This window comes from Kitasatospora sp. NPDC094028 (genome assembly GCF_049543595.1).
In the GTDB taxonomy this organism is placed as follows: domain Bacteria; phylum Actinomycetota; class Actinomycetes; order Streptomycetales; family Streptomycetaceae; genus Kitasatospora.
This window is the reverse complement of sequence record NZ_JBMVFA010000008.1, coordinates 1-16,491: the sequence shown is the minus strand read 5'-3', so window position 1 is coordinate 16,491 and position 16,491 is coordinate 1. Positions and strand designations below refer to the sequence as shown.

The following is a 16,491-nucleotide window of genomic DNA, read 5'->3' as shown; positions in this document are numbered from 1 at the left end:
GCTACCGACGGGTAGAGGTGGGCTGGGTCACACCCCCCGCGTCACCCTTCTGCGGGTCTCCGCTCCTGCCCGCGCACCGGCCGCTACGCTCAGCCGACGTGGGGAGCGCTCTCCCCACCTGCGCGTTTACAGGGCCACCGGGCCACCGGGGCCACCGGCCAGTGGAGGGCCCGTCCGATGGAAAAGCGTCACCTCGGCCGTACCGGCCTGCAGGTCTCCCGGTTCGGCCTCGGCACCATGGCCTGGGGCCGCGACACGGACGAGCACGCGGCCGCCGAGCAGCTCAAGGAGTTCGTCGACGCCGGCGGCGACCTGGTCGACACCGCCGACGTGTACGCGGACGGCGGCGCCGAGTACCTGCTCTCCCGCCTCACCGACAACCTGATCCCGCGCTCCGAGCTGGTCATCGCCACCAAGGCCGGCAGCGCCCCCGAGTCCGCCCGCCGCTTCGACGGCTCGCGCGGCCACCTGCTGGCCGCCCTGGACGCCTCGCTGCGCCGGCTCGGCACCGACTACGTCGACCTGTGGCAGGTGCACGCCTTCGACCCGGCGACCCCGGTCGAGGAGACGCTGAGCGCCCTCGACATCGCCGTCACCTCCGGGCGCGCCCGCTACGTCGGGGTCTGCGACTTCAGCGGCTGGCAGCTCGCCAGGGCCGCCACCTGGCAGCGCGCCCACCACGGCCGGGTGCCGCTCGCCGGCGCGCAGCTGGAGTACTCGCTGCTGCAGCGCGGCATCGAGCGCGAGGCGCTGCCCGCCGCGCTGGACGCCGGGGTCGGGGTCCTGGCCGGCTCGCCGCTCGGGCGCGGGGTGCTGACCGGCAAGTACCGGCACGGCGTCCCGCAGGACTCGCGCGGCGCCTCGCCGTACCTGGCCGGGTTCGTCCAGCCGTACCTCGGGGAGCGGTCGCGGCGGATCGTGGACGCCGTCGCCACCGCCGCGGACGGGCTCGCCAGCAGCCCGCTGGCCGTCGCGCTGGCCTGGGTGCGGGACCGGCCCGGGGTGGCGAGCACGCTGGTCGGGGCCAGGACGGTGGCGCAGCTGCAGGCGGCGCTGTCGGTGGAGGCGCTTACGCTTCCGGAGGAGATCCGTGGTGCGCTGGACGACATCTCGTCGCCGGTGCACCGCTACCCGGACCAGGGCTGGACCGAGCTGTAGCCCGGGGCGGGTCGTCGAGCAGAACGCGCAGTGGAGTGACTTTGGAGCGGACGACGATGAGTGAGACGGGCGGCGGCGCTTCGGAGGGAGCGATGACCCCGGCCGAGAAGGCGGCGGAGTTCGCGCGGCTGGCGGAGCGGATCCGGCAGACGGCGCCGTTCAAGTCGCCTGGAGCGCCCCCACCGGTCACGCTCCCCGAGCCGACGGACCCGGAGGCCGCCGAGGGCCCCCAAACCCCCGAGGCCCCGAAGGCGGCCGAGGCTCCGGAGTCCCCGGAGGCGGCCGGGCCGAAGGTGCCCGCCCCGACCACGCCGACCACGCCGGCCCCCCGGCGGCCCGCGCCCGCCCAGCCGGACGGCGACGTGCTGCGGGCCACCGCCGAGGTGCTGACCAGCGGCGGTGCCCCCGCCGACCTGGCGGCCGCGGCCGTGGCCGCGCTCGGGGACGGCGCCGCCGCGCTCCTGCGGGCGGACCCGTGGGCGGTGCTCGGCCTGCCCGGCGTCCGCCCCGAGCACGCGGACGGCTTCGCCCGCGGCCTGCTCGGCGCCGAAGCCCGGCCCGACGACCCGCGCCGGGCCCGGGCGCTGGTGCTGTGGCTGCTGGCCCAGGCGTCGGTGCGCGGGCACTCGGCGCTGGAACTGTCCGAGGTGACGGCCGGGCTCGACCGGCTCCGCGTCCCCGACCCGGCCGCCGCGGTCCAGGCCGCCCTGGAGGACGGGCAGGTGCTGCCGTTCCAGGAGGAGCTGACCGGCGCCGAGGCGCGCACCTCCGGCGGTGACGACGAGGACGAGGTGCCGACCCGCACCCTGCTCGCGCTGGAGGGGCTGGCGATGGCGGAGGACAGCCTCGCCGAGAAGCTGCTCCAGCTGATGGCCACCTTCGTGCCGGCCGAGGACACCGACGCGGGCGTCGACGGCCACACCCCGGAGGAGACCGGGGACGAGCCGGCCGGTGCGCCCGCCGCGCCCGGCCCGGCCGCCTGGGCGGCGGCCGCCGAGGCCGCCGGCTCCTCCTCCGCGACCGCGCTGATCCGGGCCGTCGCCGACAGCCCCCTGGTGCTGCACACCGGCGGCGAGGCCGCCCGCGCCGAACCGGCCGCGCTGGTCGCCGCCGCGACCGGCCTCGGCCTGCGGGCCTGGGCCGCCGCCTGGACCGACCAGGGCCGGGACTCCTTCGCCGCGCTCGGCGAGGGCGACACCCCGGTCGTCACCCTCGCCGAGCTGCTGTCCGGCGCCGCCGGCCCCGGCCGCGCCCCGGACGGCACGCTGGCGCTCGACCTGCTGGTCGTCCTGGACGCGCCGCTGCTGGACGTCGAACTGGCCGCCACCGTGCTGGAGTCGATCGCCGACGGCACCCGGCTGGTGCTCAGCGGCGACCCGGGCCAGCTCTGGTCGCCCGGCCCCGGCCGGTTCTTCGCCGACCTGCTGGCCGCCAAGGCCTGCCCGGCGGTCGCCTCCCGCACCCCGGACTTCGGCCCGATCGGCGAGCTGGTCTCCGCGGTCGGCATCGGCGAGCTGCAGCCGGTCGAGGCGCCGGACAAGGAGGTGGTCATCCTGACCGCCAAGGACGGCGCCGAAGCCGTCCACCGGGCGATCCAGCTGCTCACCGACTCCATCCCGCGCGCGCTCGGCATCCCGGCCGAGCAGGTGGTGCTGCTCACCCCGGGCCACGGCGGCCCGGGCGGCACGCGGGCGCTGAACGCCGCCGCCAAGGCCCGGCTGAACCCCGGCCCCGGCCGCTTCGGCGGCTTCGACCCGGGCGACCGGGTGGTCGACTCGCCCGGGCCCGGCGTCACCCGCGCGGCGCGGGTGCTGGACGGCGACGCGAGCGGCCTGCACCTGGAGTACGCGGACGGCTCGCGCCGGACCGTCCCGCCGGCCGAGGCCGGCCGGCTGCGGCACGGCTGGGCGCTGACCGTCCACCAGGCGCTCGGCCGCCGCTGGCCCGGCGCCGTCGTCGTGCTTCCGGAGGACGCCGGCCCGGCGCTCACCCGGCAGTGGGTGTACACCGCCTTCGGCCGGGGCGAGCGGCACCTGTCCGTGGTGCACGCGGCCGGCCCGGCGCTCGCCCAGGCCGTCGCCGAGCGCCCGGCGCAGCCGCGCACCACCCGGCTCCGGGCGATCCTGGCCGAGAACGCGGACCCGGATTCCTGATCCGGACGTGCGCGACGGGCGGGCCCGCCTCCTCGGGGGCCCGCCCGTCGCGTCCGGACCGGGTCGTCCGGGCTCAGCCGCCCGGACTCAGTCCTCCGGCTCCTCGTCGTCGTAGACCTCGCTCACGTCGAACCGGCAGATCAGCAGCTGCGGATCGGCGTGCTCGAAGGGCTCGGGCAGCCACTCCCCCGGCTCGGTCGGCTCGGCCGCCGCGACCCACAGCGTCGAGTCCGCCTCCTCCAGGCCGAACTCCTCGCTGCGGGCGGCGATCTCGTCCGGCTCGTACTCGCCGAACAGCACGCCGAGCGCGGCGTTGACCCCGCCGGCCCCGCCCGGGGTGAGCGTCTCGTCGAGCCGCTCGGCCTGGGCGCGCAGCCGCTTGGGATCGACCACGTGGTAGTCGCGGCGGATCAACACGCTGATCGCCTCGGGCTGTTCGGGGCCGTGGTAGCCACCCGGCCCCTCGTCCCCGGGGATCTCGAAGGGGGTGACCTCGTCGTAGACCTCGTAGAGGAGTTGGTCGTAGGCGATGGCCGCCGTCGCGAGCTGCTCGTAGGCGGCGGACACAGCGGGATCATCCGCTGCGCTGGGGCTTGACACCGCTTCCAGATGACGGTCGATGGCGGCCTTGACCGCCTCGGCGGCGGCGCGTACCTCGGCAATGGTGGGCTGCGCGGCATCAGACATGGTGCAGACGCTATCTCCCCACGACGCGAGTACGCACAGCGGTTGTCACCTACACCCGCGATTTCACCGCAACTTCCCCCCTGATGTCCGATCCGGTCCGTTCTGTCCCCGCCCCCGGAGGGCGCCGGGGCGGCGCGAGGGGGCGCGCGACGGGCCGTGCGGGGCCGTCCGGATGTCGCTTCGCGCGCCGGGATCGGGGTATCCACTCCCCAGACGCAACAGAACTGATGCACTGTCAGCCAGGTGGTCGGGCCCGGACCGCCCGGCCGCTCCCCGCCCCGCCGGAGGACGGCCGGAAATACCCGGACCGGCTGTCGGGGGCAGGCCGTAGGCTTGCGTGCAGTTGATCCTCAGGAGGAGCGTTTTGACCCCACCGAAGACGGTCCGGCAGCCGGAGTACGAGTACCAGTCGCTGCGCATGCCGCGCGGCACCACGCGCAACGCGGCACGCCAACTCCTCACCGAGCACGCCGAGTACGGGCACTGGGAGCTGGACCGGCTGCGACTGTTCCCGGACGGCAGTCGAACGGTCCGGCTGAAGCGCAGGATCATCCGGCAGGTCCGCAGCTGGTGACGGTGGGGGCACCGAGCCCGCACGCGCCCGCGGCCACCCGTTCACCGGGTGACCGCGGGCGCGTCGCCGTTGCGGGCGGAGGTCCTGCCCCGGGTCAGCGGGCGCCGGCGCGGGCGCGGCGGTAGAGCACGCCGCCGCCGAGCAGCAGGGCGAGGCCGGCGGCGCCGAGCAGTTCCACGCCACCGGCGCCGGTGGAGGCCAGCTGGCTGCCGACCGCGGTGTTCGGCCCGGCGGTGCGGGCGGCGGCCGGGATGGCCTGGGTGCCGGGGGTGTTGGCACCGCCGTTGGCGGTCACCTGCGCGGGGGCGCTGGGCGCGGCGCTGCCGGACGGTCCGCCGCCCCGCCCGCTGCCCGGGGGGGTCGGGGTGTTCGACGGCGGGGCGGCGGGGGGCGGGGTGCGGCCCTCGGGGCAGTCGTCGGTCGGCGTCGGGGACGGCGCGGACCGGGCGACGTTGTCGCAGGTGTTGCCGAAGGCCGGGTTGGCGGCGCCGACCACGTCCACGGAGTTGCCGCAGGCGTTGACCGGGACGTGCACCGGGGCCTGGACGCTGTTGCCGGAGAGCACGCCGGGCGATCCCGCGGCGGTGCCGGAGGCCGAGGAGCCGGCGCTGGTGTCCCGGCTGCCGCCGGCGCTGGAGCCCTGGCCGGAGCCGCCGCCCGACTGGCCGCCCTGGGCGGGTGCCGGTGCGGCGTGGCGACCGCCGCCGCTCGCGTTGGCGCAGCGGTTGGCGAAGGCCGGGTTGAGCGCGCCGATCACGTCGACGGTGTTGCCGCAGGCGTTGACCGGTACCTCGACGGGCACCTGGACCGAGTTCCCCGAGGCGACGCCTGGCGAGCCCGTCGCCGTGCCTTGCGCCTCGGCGCCCGCGTAGGCGTAGCCGGCGGTCGAGGCCAGCACGCTGCCGGTGGCCACGGCCGTGAGGAGCCCCTTCTTGGCTACATTCCTCATGTTTTCCCCTGACGTTTTTCGAGACGACGTGGCGACCTTGGCCTGTCCACTTCGCGCACTGTCCTGTCGGTTGACATGACCTGTCGGAAAGTCGGAATTTCCATATATCCGGAAATCACGCAAGGTCTTCGACTGCACAGGAGTTAACGAGAGGCGAACGGGGAGGTTGGGCCGAATGAAGCGGCTTCACCCGATCGAGCGAACAGCGCGTTCGCACGGAACCGGGCGGCCCCGGACACGCGAACGCCCCCGGTGCGGCGCGTCCGCCGCCCGGGGGCCGGGTGAGTCCGCTCAACAGGCCTCAGCGGCCCGGAGGTCGGCTCAGAAGTTGGCGCAGTGGTCGCCGAACGCCGGGTTCAGCACGCCGATCACGCTGACGGTGTTGCCGCAGAGGTTCAGCGGGACGTGGACCGGAACCTGGATCTGGTTGCCGGAGACGACGCCCGGGGAGCCAGCGGCCGCACCCTCGGCACCGGCACCGCCGGTGGCGGAGGCCGCACCGGCGGCGGCGAGCACCAGGCCACCGGTGGCGGCGGCGACAGCGGCGATCTTCTTGACCTTCATCATTCCTCCTGTATGGACAACGCAACCCGTTCGGCGGGCTGCACAGGAATGAACGACGCTGCGGCAAACGGGGTACGGAACAGATTTGCCATTCACCCGCAACGGTGAGGCTTCGCACGAATGATCGGCCCGAAATTTCGGGAAGAATCGTTTCTGTTGATCTCCCTCACCCCGTCCCACCATCATGCACTCCGACAATGCGCCCGGCCCGCCCCCGGCACTCCGGAAGCGGGCCGACCAGGTCGCGTGATCAGCAGGCGTCGAGGAAGCGGTCCAGCACCCGGACGCCGAACTTCAGCCCGTCCACCGGCACCCGCTCGTCCACGCCGTGGAACATCCCGGCGAAGTCCAGCTCCGGCGGCAGCTGCAGCGGCGCGAAGCCGAAGCAGCGGATGCCCAGGTCCTGGAAGGACTTGGCGTCCGTCCCGCCGGACAGGCAGTACGGCACCGCACGGGCGATCGGGTCCTCCGCGCGCAGCGCGGTCTGCATCGCGTCGACCAGCGCGCCGTCGAAGGACGTCTCGATCGCGCGGTCCGAGTGCAGGCTCTCCCGCTTGACGCGCGGTCCGAGCACGCTGTCCAGCTCGGCCAGAAACTCCTCCTCGTAGCCGGGCAGGAAGCGCCCGTCCACGTGCGCGGTGGCCTGACCGGGGATCACGTTCACCTTGTAGCCGGCACCGAGCATGGTCGGCTGGGCGGTGTTGCGGAAGGTGGTGCCGATCATCTTGGCGATGCCGCCGAGGACGCGGACCACCTCGTCCATGTCGTTCGGGTCCAGGCGGTACCCGAGCACGTCCGACAGCTCGTCCAGGAAGGCCCGGACGCTGTCGGTGATCCGCAGCGGGAAGGTGTGGCGGCCGAGCCGGGCCACCGCCTCGCACAGCTCGGTGATCGCGTTGTCGTCGTTGGCCATCGAGCCGTGCCCGGCCCGGCCCTCGACCGTCAGGCGCATCCAGTGCATGCCCTTCTCGGCCGTCTCCACCAGGTAGAACCGGGCCTGGTCGTTGACGGTGAAGGAGAAGCCGCCGACCTCGCCGATGCCCTCGGTCACGCCCTCGAACAGCTCCGGGTGCTTGTCCACCAGGAACCGCGCACCGTAGGTGCCGCCGGCCTCCTCGTCGGCGAGGAAGGCCAGCACCAGGTCGCGCGGGGGCTTGCGCCCGGTGCGCAGCCGGTCGCGGACCACGGCCAGGGTCATCGCGTCCATGTCCTTCATGTCGACCGCGCCGCGCCCCCAGACGCAGCCGTCCGCGATCTCGCCGCCGAAGGGGTCGTACGTCCAGTCCGCGGCGTTGGCCGGCACCACGTCGGTGTGGCCGTGGATCAGCAGGCCGGGGCGGGAGCGGTCCTCGCCCTCGATCCGGACCACCGTCGAGGCCCGCCCCTTGGCCGACTCGAAGATCTGCGGTTCGAGCCCGAACTCGGCCAGCTGGTCGGCCACGTACTCGGCCGCCTTGCGCTCGCCCGGGCCGGAACCGTCACCGTAGTTGCTGGTGTCGATCCGGATCAGATCGCGACAGATCTCGGCGACCTCCGACTCAGCCGTCACCTTCGGCGCCGCCGACTCGCTCCGCTCGCTCACGGTCACTCCTCGTCTTGGGCCCGCACCGACGCACCAGCGCGCCACCCCCAGGACCTCCGCCCGGGCCGTACGAGCACGTCCGCCCATCCTCCCCCAGCCCCCGCCCCGCATCCACCCCCTCCCCCGACCCCGAAACCCCCAGGTCACACTGCCGCCACGGACCCCCGCCCACCCTGCCCCCCTCCCGGCGAGGGGCCCGAGGCCGTTTTGGGAGCTCAAGCCGATCTTTGCTACAGTTACATCTGTCAGCGCGACGGACGAGAGATCGAAAGCCGCGAGGACGACACCCCGTCCGGGTGGCGGAATGGCAGACGCGCTAGCTTGAGGTGCTAGTGCCCTTTATCGGGCGTGGGGGTTCAAGTCCCCCCTCGGACACCGAAGAAGCGGGCCAGGAGATTCTCCTGGCCTGCTTTCGTTTTCCCCCGGCCGGCGTCGCCGAGGAATTCCAGCCAACCGGCGAGCGACGCGGCTTGTTTCCGGTCAGCGCACTCTCCGTATCGCAATCGATCACTGTTCGATCCGCACCGGTTGCGGTTTACTGGGGCCGCATCGCTCGCCGGGCACCGGGCGGGCACAGGAGTCCGCGGCGTCGGGAAACCCGATTCCGCAGCTCAGTGCCGGTGCCTGGCGGGCATCTATTCATTCCGGGGGGAGAGGACGGATGGTGTTCCCGTGGGAGATTTCCTGAGCAGCCCGTACGGCACTGACGCTCCCGGGACGGCGCCGGTGTGCATCATCGGCGCGGGGCCGTCCGGTCTGGCGACGGCCCACGCCCTGGTGGGCAAGGGAATCCGGTTCGTCTGCCTGGAGCGGGCGCCCGAGGTGGGCGGGCTCTGGCGGCAGCCGGGGGCCGGGGAGCGCGGCCCGGGTTATCGGTCGCTGCACATCAACACCGCGAAGGAGGTGACGGGCTTTGCCGCGTTCCCGATGCCGGATTCCTATCCGGCCTATCCGCGGCACAGCGAGGTCGCCGCATATCTGCGGTCATTCGCCGAATGGGCGGGCCTGCTGCCGCACATGGAATTCGGCACCGAGGTCCTTTCGGTGCGGCAGGACACCGACGGCTCCTGGCTGGTCGACAGCCGGGGCTCCGACGGGAAGACCCTCTGCCGGCGCTTCTCGCGGGTGATCGTCGCTTCCGGGGCGTACGCCGAACCGCTGCTGCCGGACGTGCTGCCGGCCGGGGCCGAGTCGTTCTCGGGCCGCATGCTGCACGCCATCGACTACCACGACGCCCGCGAGTTCGAGGAGCGGCGGGTCGTCGTGGTCGGCCTGGGGCCGTCCGCCGTCGACATCGCCGCGGACCTGTCCCGCTTCGCGGCGCGGACGGTCATCTCGGTGCGCCGCGGGCTCCACGTCATCCCGAAGCAGCTGTACGGCGTTTCCTGCGACATCATCGCCGAGGCCCCCTGGTTCGCCGCGATGTCGATGACCGAGCGGCGCGAGTACATCGAGCAGGCGCTGCTGGTCGCCCGGGGACGGCTGTCGGACTACGGGCTCCCCGAGCCCGACCACCCGCTGTTCTCCTCCGCCGTGACCGTCTCCGACGAGATCTTCAGCCGGATACGCCACGGCGCCGTGACCCCCAAGCCGGCGATCGCCGCCCTGGACGGCGACCTGGTCCGGTTCACCGACGGCTCGACGGTCGAGGCGGACGCGATCGTCTGGTGCACCGGCTACCGGATGGCCCACCCGTTCCTGTCGGAGGGCTGCCCGATCGGCCCGAGCGGGCGGGTGGAGCTGTACCGGCGGATCGTCGCGCCCGAGCGGCCCGGCCTGTACTTCGTCGGGCTGATCCGCCCGGTGGGCGCCCTGACCCGGTCCCTGGAGGCCCAGGCCGACTGGGTCGCGCGGCTGATCGCAGGCGAGGCGGACCTGCCGCCCTACGAGGGCATGCGCCAGGAGATCGACGGTTACCTGGAGTCCATCGCCGCGCGCTACGGCCGCGGGCTCGGCGCCTCGGTCCAGATCGACGTCGTGCCCTACCAGCGGGAGCTCCAGCGGGAGCCCCACACCGTGTGATCCGACGCCGGAGGGGCGCCGCCGACGGCGCCCCTCGGTGTCAGCGGCCGCCGGCGGGCGGACGGACGGCGTACGCCTCCGAGGAGATGTAGGCCGTCACCCTCGGCCGGCTGCCCCGCTGGTGGTTGACCGCCAGGTAGGAGATCAGGCCCGCGCCGTCCTCCAGCCGCCGGTCGGTGACGGCGGACAGGGCCTCGGCGAGCGGCGCCGGGTCGATGCCGTGCTGCCGGCACAGAGCGATGCCCCGGGCCAGGGCCTCGCCGTCGTGCGGCGCGTAGTCGCGGACCGGGATGTACAGCGTGAACCCGGTCGGCCGGTCGTCGTCCGCGTGCGTGAAGGCGTGGTGGGACTGCGCCGGCAGCCCGGCGAGCCGGGTGTCGTCGCCCTCCTCCCGTCCGAAGCCGGAGACGGTGGCGAAGAACTCGCGGACCATCTCCGGCGTCGGCCCGGCGTGCATCCGGGCCAGGCCGGTCGCCTCGTCGGCCGAGAGGTCGGTGTGCAGCACGTACACCTTGAGCCGGGGCGCCTCCCAGGCGCCGAGGTCCATGGCGAGGAACGGGTAGCCGTCACCCGGCGGCAGCGAGGCGAACGCCTGCCGGTGGCCGAGCCGCTCCAGCGCCTCCCGGAGCGTCTCGGTGGCACGGTCCGCGCCGCGCGCGGAGGGGTTCAGGTACACCTTGACCTTGGGGACGCCGCCGGCGCACAGCTCCAGGGCGCACCACAGGGCCAGCGGCCCCTGGGGCTCGGAGGGGAAGAACAGGTCCTCCACCTCGTCCAGGCAGCGGGTGGTGAAGTCCCAGCGCCGGGCCAGCTCGCGGACGAAGGCGAGCCCGATCTTGCCGTTCTCCGACCAGCCGGCCGCACCGCAGCCCGGCTCCAGCAGCACCCGCAGGGCGGGTGGCGCGTCCGCCTGGAAGGACAGCGAGTACTCCACCGGCGTGTGGTCGTCGGACAGGAACGTCCGGTACGGCGGGGGCAGGTCCAGCGGCCGGTCGGCCACGAGGCCGAGCGACTCGCGCAGGACCTGCCCGTAGTCCTCCGCGTCGCGCGCCCCGAGGCCCGCGACCCGGCACAGCCGCCGCAACTGTCCCGCCGTGAGGCCGCCCAGCGTCGCGGCCTCGCAGGAGACCTGTCTGCCGCTCGTCATTTCGCCAGCCAGGACAGGAAGGAGCTCCACAGCCCCCCGCGCTCCGCCTTGCGGGGCGGGGCCACGAACTCCTCGCGGGCGGTGGCCTCCTTCCGGGACGGCTGCGCCGCCGGCCGCTGCACGGCCTGGACCGAGGTGAACCGGGTGGGCAGCGCCGTCAGCGACCGGCTGAACGGGCCGGGGCGCCAGGTCAGGCTGTCCGACGGGACGGCGAGCTCGATGTCCGGAAGCTGGTTGAGCAGGTTCTCGACCGCGGTCACGATGATGTGCCGGGCGATCTCCTTGGACGGGCAGGCGTGCGGGCCCGCACCGAAGGACAGGTGCGCCCGGTTGCTGCCGGACTGCCGCGCGGCGGCGAGCACCCGGTCGTTGTTGGCGGCCGCGATGCTGACCATCACCAGGTCGCCGGTCCGGAGCTTCGTCCCGGCGAACTCCATGTCCCCGGCGGGGTAGTGCCAGAGGAAGTTCGTCAGCGGCGGGTTGTCCCACAGCGTGTCGTCGAGGGCGTCCGAGATCAGGCCGCCCCGGTGGGCGTACTGGTCGTGGGTGAGCAGCCGGTGCAGGGTGTTGCCGAGCAGGTTGCGCAGCGGCTCGGCGCCCGCGCCCAGCAGCAGCGCCAGCTGGTGGGCCATCTCCTCGTCGCTGAGGCCGGCCTCGTGCTGCATCAGCCAGGAGGTGACGTCGTCGCCGGGCTTGGTCCGCTTGAGGGTCACCAGGTCGGCGGTGGCCTGCACCAGGACCTCGGCCGCCTTGCCCGCGTTGACGCCGTCGAACATGCCGGACATGCCGAACAGCACCCGGTCGCCGATGTCCGCGGGGCAGCCGAAGAGTTCGGTGAAGACGAACAGCGGGAGCTGCTTGGCGTACTCGCCGACCAGGTCGGCGGCGCCGCGTGCACTGAACTGGGCGATCAGGTAGTCGGAGATCTGCTGGGTGCGCTGGGTGAGGCGGCGGGAGTCCACCTTGGCGAGGCTGTCGGTGACGGCCTGGCGCAGCCGCAGGTGCTCGACGCCGTCGCTGAACATGCAGCTGGGCCGGTAGGCCAGCAGCGGCAGGACGGAGCTGTCGGCGGGGACGCGACCCTCCTTCAGGTCCCGCCAGCGGCGGGAGTCCTTCCGGAAGGAGGCCGGGTCCTGCAGCATCTGCAGCGCCGCGGTGTAGTCCGTGACGAGGGTCGCCTCGACGCCCGGCGCGAGCTCGACGGGCGTGGTCGCGCCGAACTGCCGCATGTAGTCGTAGTAGGCGTGCGGGTCGGCCGCGAACTCCGGGCCGTACAGCGGTATTCGGGCGCCGGTGCCGTGGGCGGGGCACCCGGGCGGGGGCACGAGTGCGGTGGACTCAGCGTCCATGTCTGCTCCTAGTTGGCACGGTCCAGCAGATGGCGGACCAGTGTGATCAATGCGTCGGCCGAGGACTTCTCGTCCCGGGCGTCGCAGGTGACGACGGGGGTGTCGTCCAGGAGGTCCAGGGCGTCGCGCAGCGCCGCTTCCTCGTAGACCGGGGTGCCGTCGAAACGGTTGACGGCGATCGCGTAGTCGAGGCCGTACTGCTCGATCAGGTCGATCACGGCGAAGGAGTCCGCCAGCCGGTCGGGGTCGACCAGCACCAGGGCGCCGAGGGCGCCGCGCGCCATGTCCTCCCACATCTGCACGAAACGCAGCTGCCCGGGCGTTCCGAACAGGTAGAGGACGACCCGGTCGCTGAGGGTCAGCCGCCCGAAGTCCATGGCGACGGTCGTGGTGGTCTTGCCCTTGACGCCCTTGAGGTCGTCGACCGCCTCGCCGGCCCGGGTCATCCGCTCCTCGGTGGAGAGCGGCGTGATCTCGGAGATCGACCCGATGAAGGTCGTCTTGCCCACCGCGAAGTGCCCGACCACCAGAATCTTGACGGCAGTCTGGGTCGCCCCGCCGCGGACGTAGGCCCGCTCATCCAAACTTGGCCTGGAGTCCATTCAGCACCTCCTCAAGGATTCGCGCATCCACCAGGGAGGCACGCTCGACCGGCGGCCGGACGATGACGAAGCCGCCCTCCGTCAGGCCCGAGAGCAGGATCCGCACCACCCCCAGGGGCAGCCGGGTGTGTCCCGCGAGTTCGGCCACCGTCAGGTAGCCCGCGGCACATAACTCCAGCAGCCCCTGCTCCTCGGGGGTCAGCCGGCGGGTGGGGCGCCGCTGCTCGTCGTCCGCCGCCGTCACCAGGGTGATCAGCGACAGTTGCTCGTCATCGGGCAGACCGCGCCCCTTCGTGATGACGTACGGCCGCACCAACGGCGGCGCCTCGGACGGCTGTTCGTCCGGGGTGGTCATCGGTGCGCGCCGATATTCTCGCGCGGGGGCGTCATCAGCGCCTTGCCCAGCTGGCCGACGAGCTGCTGCATCCGGAAGGTGATGTCCGCCATGTCGACGTCCGGGGAGGCGGAGACGCCGAGGTAGGCGCCCTCGCCCGCGGAGATCAGGAAGACCCAGCCGCCGTCGAACTCGACCAGGGTCTGCCGCCACTGCTGGTTGGAGCCGTTGCAGAAGAAGGCGAGCGAGCGGCTGAGGGACTGCACGCCGCTCATGCCGGCGGCGACCCTGTCCGCGTCGTCCTTGTCGAAGTCCTTCGTCCGGGCCATCAGCAGGCCGTCCGCGGAGATCAGGACGGCGTGCAGGGCACCGGGGATCTCCAAGGCACTGTCAAGCATCCATGACAGATCGTTGTTCACGGAACCTCATGTCCTTCACTGCTTGCAGCGGGTGTGCTGCTCGTCGTTTCCGCGGCGTTCGGATTCGTCGCCCGACCCGACTGCGTGCCTCGCTGGAAGGCACCCATGATCGCCGCCGTCTCCGCGCCGGAACGGGCGCCGGAGCGGGTCTGCGCCCCGGAGCCCGGAGCGCCGAGCCCCTGGGTGTCGTAGCCCTGCGCGGCGAACTCCTGCCGCTCGGCGGACACCTGGGCCGCGCCGGCGGCCGGACCGCTCGGCACCACGGCCATCGGGCGCTTGCGGCGGCGCTTCGGCAGGCCGTCCGCGCTGGTCGCGGGCGCGGCCGAGCTGGTGTCGAAGGCGTTCCAGGCCGACTCGGCGGTGCCGCCGACGGTGGCCGCCGGGGCCGCCGCCGCGGGCTTCAGCTCCGGCATCCCGGTGAGGAGTTCGTGCGGCAGGAGGAGCACCGCGCGGACCCCGCCGTAGGGCGAGGAGGAGTCCACGGACACCTCGAAGCCGAACCGCTCGCAGAGGACGCCGACCACCGCGAAACCGAATTGCGGCGGATTTCCGAGCGCGGAGACACCGGAAACCCGATCGCTCGTCAGAAGCTTTTCCGCCCGGGCGCGCTCCTCGTCGTTCATGCCGATTCCGGCGTCGTCGACGACGATGCAAATGCCCTTCGGCACGGTGCGGATGTTGATTTCCACGACCGTGTCGGGGCTGGAGTAACTGGTAGCATTGTCAAGCAGTTCGGCGAGTGCCAGCGCCACCGGTTCGACGGCGCGGCTGGTGATGCCGAAGTCGACCTGGGAGAGGATCTCCACCCGCCGGAAGTGCCGGACGCGGCCCTGCGCACTGCGGACCACGTCGTAGATCGAGGCCACCTCGCGCTGGCGTCCGAGCCAACCGTCGCAGAGCACCGCGATGGACTGGGCCCGTCGGCCGAACTGCGAGTTCGTGTGGTCGATTTCCAGGAGGTCCTCCAGGATGATCGAGTCACCGTACTTGCTCTGCAGCCGGGAGACGACCAACTGCTGCTCCGCGGCGAGGCCCTGGAGGGTGCGCATCGCGGACTTGAGGACCGTCTTGGTCTCCTCGTCGGCGCGCACGTGGGCCGCCTCGACGGATTGCGAGAAGTCGCTCTCCAACGCGGCGTAATGGGCTCTCAGCCCGTCGAACTCCTGCCGGGTCGACGCTGCCGCCCTGCGCTGGAGGACAATGACGGCGATCGCGCCGAGGAGGACGACGAGGAGAGCCCAGAGGACTGGGTTCTGTAGGGAATGCGTCATAGGACTCACTTCAGGAGACTGGCGGCCAGCTGCTGAATTACCGTCAATACTGGGGTGACCGGCGGACCGTCCGCGCCGGGTTCACCGCCCGGACCGTCCCTGCGATCTCGTTGTCTCGCACCCGCCCCACCCCCCGGCAAGCGCCGTGATCATATCATCGGATGAGGCACCCCTCTCGGCCCGCCGAGCCCCGGCGGATCGTTGCCGTGCACTCTGTTCGTCCGTCAACAACCGGCTCACACCAGCCGTTTCGTCACCATCCGACCAGAACATGACAGGTAGGGCAAACCCGCTGCCCAGGCCCCCTTGACGCAACGTCGGGCGGGCCCCCGCGGTTCAGCCGAGGGGCCCGGTGACGACCTCCGGGGTCAGCGGGTGTGGGCGGGGGCCGGTGGGCAGCGGGGCGCCGGTCGGCCGGGGCGGCCCGACCGGGCGGGGGATCCCTCCGTTTATCGCGCACCGAGGTCGGCCGGCACGGCCGAATCGGGAGATGTTCACCTGCCGTCCCCCCGAAGAGGTTTACCGACACAGGAGGTTGACACGGGCGCAACGCGCCCGTGTCGAGGAGCCGTTCGAGGGCCGGACCCGCCGCGGGCCGCCGGGGTCGCCGGAGCGCCGGGAGCCGCTAGAGGCGCCGGGGGTCGTCGAGGGCGCTCTCGATGCCCTGGACCATCCGCCACAGCGGGGCGCGGCGGCTGGCGACCAGCACCACCACGTCGTCGTCCGGCTCCCCGCCGTCCGGGCCGGCCGGCTCGGCGGGGCGGTCGCTCCAGGTCTGGGTGACGAAGGCCATCGCCGCGTCCACCTCGGCCACCCAGTCGCTCTCGCCGCCCGAGCGCAGCCAGGTGCGCAGGGCGTGGTTGTGCGCGGAGACCACGGCGGCGGCGATCACGTCGGCGCGCAGCGGGCCGTCCGGGCGGTCGGCGAAGCGGCCGCGCAGGTAGGCGGCGAGGGTGTGCTCGTAGCGCCAGACCACCGACAGCTCGTAGGCCCGCAGGCCGGGCACCTTGCGGGTGAGGCGGTAGCGCTGGACGGAGAAGGACGGCTGCTCGGCGTACATCCGCAGGACCAGGCGGGCGGCGTCGCAGGCGTGCTTGACCGGGTCCTCCTCGCCGGTGCCGGATTCGAGGAACTCCGTCATCTCGGCGAGGCTGCGCTCGTGGTCGGGGAAGACCACGTCCTCCTTCGCCGGGAAGTAGCGGAAGAAGGAGCGCCGGCCGACGCCGGCGAGCGAGACGATGTCGTCGACGGTCGTCTGCTCGAAGCCGCGCTCCAGGAAGAGCTCGAAGGCCGCGGCCACCAGCGCCTCGCGCATCGCCGGCTTCGAGGGCCCGTCGTTCATGGGCTGGTCCTGCTCTTCCTTCTCGCTCATTCCCGGCAACTTAACACCGCTGCGCGGCATCGGCCCGCGGCAGCGGCCGGCGGGATCGGCCCCGGCGGCCGGGCCGTTGTCCGGTCCGGCCGCCGGGGCGTCAGCCCGTGGGCTCGTTACGGCAGGTTGCGGGCCATCACGATGCGCTGGACCTGGTTGGTGCCCTCGTAGATCTGCGTGATCTTCGCGTCCCGCATCATCCGCTCCAGCGGATAGTCCCGGGTGTACCCGTACCCACCCAGCAACTGCACCGCGTCCGTGGTCACCTCCATCGCCACGTCCGACGCGAAACACTTCGCCGCCGCACC

Annotated in this window: 16 protein-coding genes and 1 tRNA gene; 5 read left to right on the top strand and 12 right to left on the bottom strand. The window is 73.0% G+C overall.

Translation table 11 applies throughout. From position 1 onward, the window contains the following. The first annotated feature begins 177 nt into the window (after positions 1–177). Both ACPC54_RS14795 and ACPC54_RS14790 read left to right on the top strand, forming a co-directional pair. Positions 178–1,158, top strand: coding sequence for an aldo/keto reductase (locus ACPC54_RS14795; protein WP_498964985.1), 981 nt, complete (start codon positions 178–180; stop codon positions 1,156–1,158). A 92-nt stretch (positions 1,159–1,250) separates the two neighbouring features. After that, complete coding sequence (locus tag ACPC54_RS14790; RefSeq protein ID WP_498964983.1) at positions 1,251–3,311, top strand: helix-hairpin-helix domain-containing protein; 2,061 nt, start codon at positions 1,251–1,253, stop codon at positions 3,309–3,311. A gap of 87 nt (positions 3,312–3,398) precedes the next feature. On the opposite strand, the gene ACPC54_RS14785 is transcribed toward ACPC54_RS14790, so the two are convergent. Then, positions 3,399–3,998: a hypothetical protein gene (locus ACPC54_RS14785; RefSeq protein ID WP_498964981.1), complete on the bottom strand. Its 600-nt coding sequence runs from the start codon at positions 3,996–3,998 to the stop codon at positions 3,399–3,401. Between the two features lie 364 nt (positions 3,999–4,362). On the opposite strand from ACPC54_RS14785, the gene ACPC54_RS14780 reads away from it, so the two are divergent. After that, positions 4,363–4,572: a DUF5703 family protein gene (locus tag ACPC54_RS14780; RefSeq protein WP_045697500.1), complete on the top strand. Its 210-nt coding sequence runs from the start codon at positions 4,363–4,365 to the stop codon at positions 4,570–4,572. 94 nt (positions 4,573–4,666) lie between these two features. Here the strand turns inward: ACPC54_RS14780 and ACPC54_RS14775 are convergent, their stop codons facing one another. The 3 genes from ACPC54_RS14775 to ACPC54_RS14765 all read right to left on the bottom strand — a co-directional run bounded on the left by ACPC54_RS14775 (position 4,667) and on the right by ACPC54_RS14765 (position 7,667). After that, positions 4,667–5,521: a chaplin gene (locus ACPC54_RS14775; protein ID WP_498964979.1), complete on the bottom strand. Its 855-nt coding sequence runs from the start codon at positions 5,519–5,521 to the stop codon at positions 4,667–4,669. Between the two features lie 321 nt (positions 5,522–5,842). Next, positions 5,843–6,085, bottom strand: a complete 243-nt coding sequence (locus ACPC54_RS14770) for a chaplin (RefSeq protein ID WP_498964977.1) — start codon at positions 6,083–6,085, stop codon at positions 5,843–5,845. A gap of 250 nt (positions 6,086–6,335) precedes the next feature. Beyond that, positions 6,336–7,667 (bottom strand): M20/M25/M40 family metallo-hydrolase, encoded by a 1,332-nt coding sequence (locus ACPC54_RS14765; protein WP_498964975.1) that lies wholly within the window; start codon positions 7,665–7,667, stop codon positions 6,336–6,338. Between the two features lie 290 nt (positions 7,668–7,957). Here ACPC54_RS14765 and ACPC54_RS14760 point away from each other — a divergent pair. Together ACPC54_RS14760 and ACPC54_RS14755 are read left to right on the top strand one after the other, a co-directional pair. Then, positions 7,958–8,042, top strand: a tRNA-Leu gene (locus tag ACPC54_RS14760). A 297-nt stretch (positions 8,043–8,339) separates the two neighbouring features. Beyond that, positions 8,340–9,689, top strand: a complete 1,350-nt coding sequence (locus ACPC54_RS14755; protein ID WP_498964973.1) for a flavin-containing monooxygenase — start codon at positions 8,340–8,342, stop codon at positions 9,687–9,689. Between the two features lie 40 nt (positions 9,690–9,729). Here ACPC54_RS14755 and ACPC54_RS14750 read toward each other — a convergent pair whose 3' ends face one another. The 8 genes from ACPC54_RS14750 to ACPC54_RS14715 form a co-directional block, all read right to left on the bottom strand. Further along, a complete protein-coding gene (locus ACPC54_RS14750) occupies positions 9,730–10,836 on the bottom strand; it encodes a tryptophan dimethylallyltransferase family protein (RefSeq protein ID WP_498964971.1) in 1,107 nt (368 codons plus the stop codon). Continuing rightward, positions 10,833–12,185, bottom strand: coding sequence for a cytochrome P450 (locus ACPC54_RS14745; RefSeq protein WP_498964969.1), 1,353 nt, complete (start codon positions 12,183–12,185; stop codon positions 10,833–10,835). Before ACPC54_RS14745 ends, ACPC54_RS14750 begins: the two co-directional genes overlap by 4 nt. Positions 12,186–12,193: 8 nt before the next feature. Then, complete coding sequence (locus tag ACPC54_RS14740) at positions 12,194–12,787, bottom strand: GTP-binding protein (protein ID WP_498964967.1); 594 nt, start codon at positions 12,785–12,787, stop codon at positions 12,194–12,196. After that, positions 12,762–13,142, bottom strand: a complete 381-nt coding sequence (locus ACPC54_RS14735) for a DUF742 domain-containing protein (RefSeq protein WP_045697489.1) — start codon at positions 13,140–13,142, stop codon at positions 12,762–12,764. The genes ACPC54_RS14740 and ACPC54_RS14735 overlap by 26 nt, the downstream gene beginning before the upstream one ends. After that, positions 13,139–13,540 (bottom strand): roadblock/LC7 domain-containing protein, encoded by a 402-nt coding sequence (locus ACPC54_RS14730; RefSeq protein ID WP_498964965.1) that lies wholly within the window; start codon positions 13,538–13,540, stop codon positions 13,139–13,141. Before ACPC54_RS14730 ends, ACPC54_RS14735 begins: the two co-directional genes overlap by 4 nt. After that, positions 13,537–14,811 (bottom strand): sensor histidine kinase, encoded by a 1,275-nt coding sequence (locus ACPC54_RS14725; RefSeq protein WP_498964963.1) that lies wholly within the window; start codon positions 14,809–14,811, stop codon positions 13,537–13,539. The genes ACPC54_RS14730 and ACPC54_RS14725 overlap by 4 nt, the downstream gene beginning before the upstream one ends. A gap of 625 nt (positions 14,812–15,436) precedes the next feature. After that, the gene (locus tag ACPC54_RS14720) at positions 15,437–16,126 is read right to left on the bottom strand and encodes a TetR family transcriptional regulator (protein WP_498965378.1); all 690 of its coding nucleotides are present in this window, start codon (positions 16,124–16,126) and stop codon (positions 15,437–15,439) included. Positions 16,127–16,299: 173 nt separating this feature from the next. Further along, positions 16,300–16,491 (bottom strand): acyl-CoA dehydrogenase family protein (locus tag ACPC54_RS14715; RefSeq protein WP_498964961.1); only part of this gene is annotated, 192 nt, incomplete at its 5' end.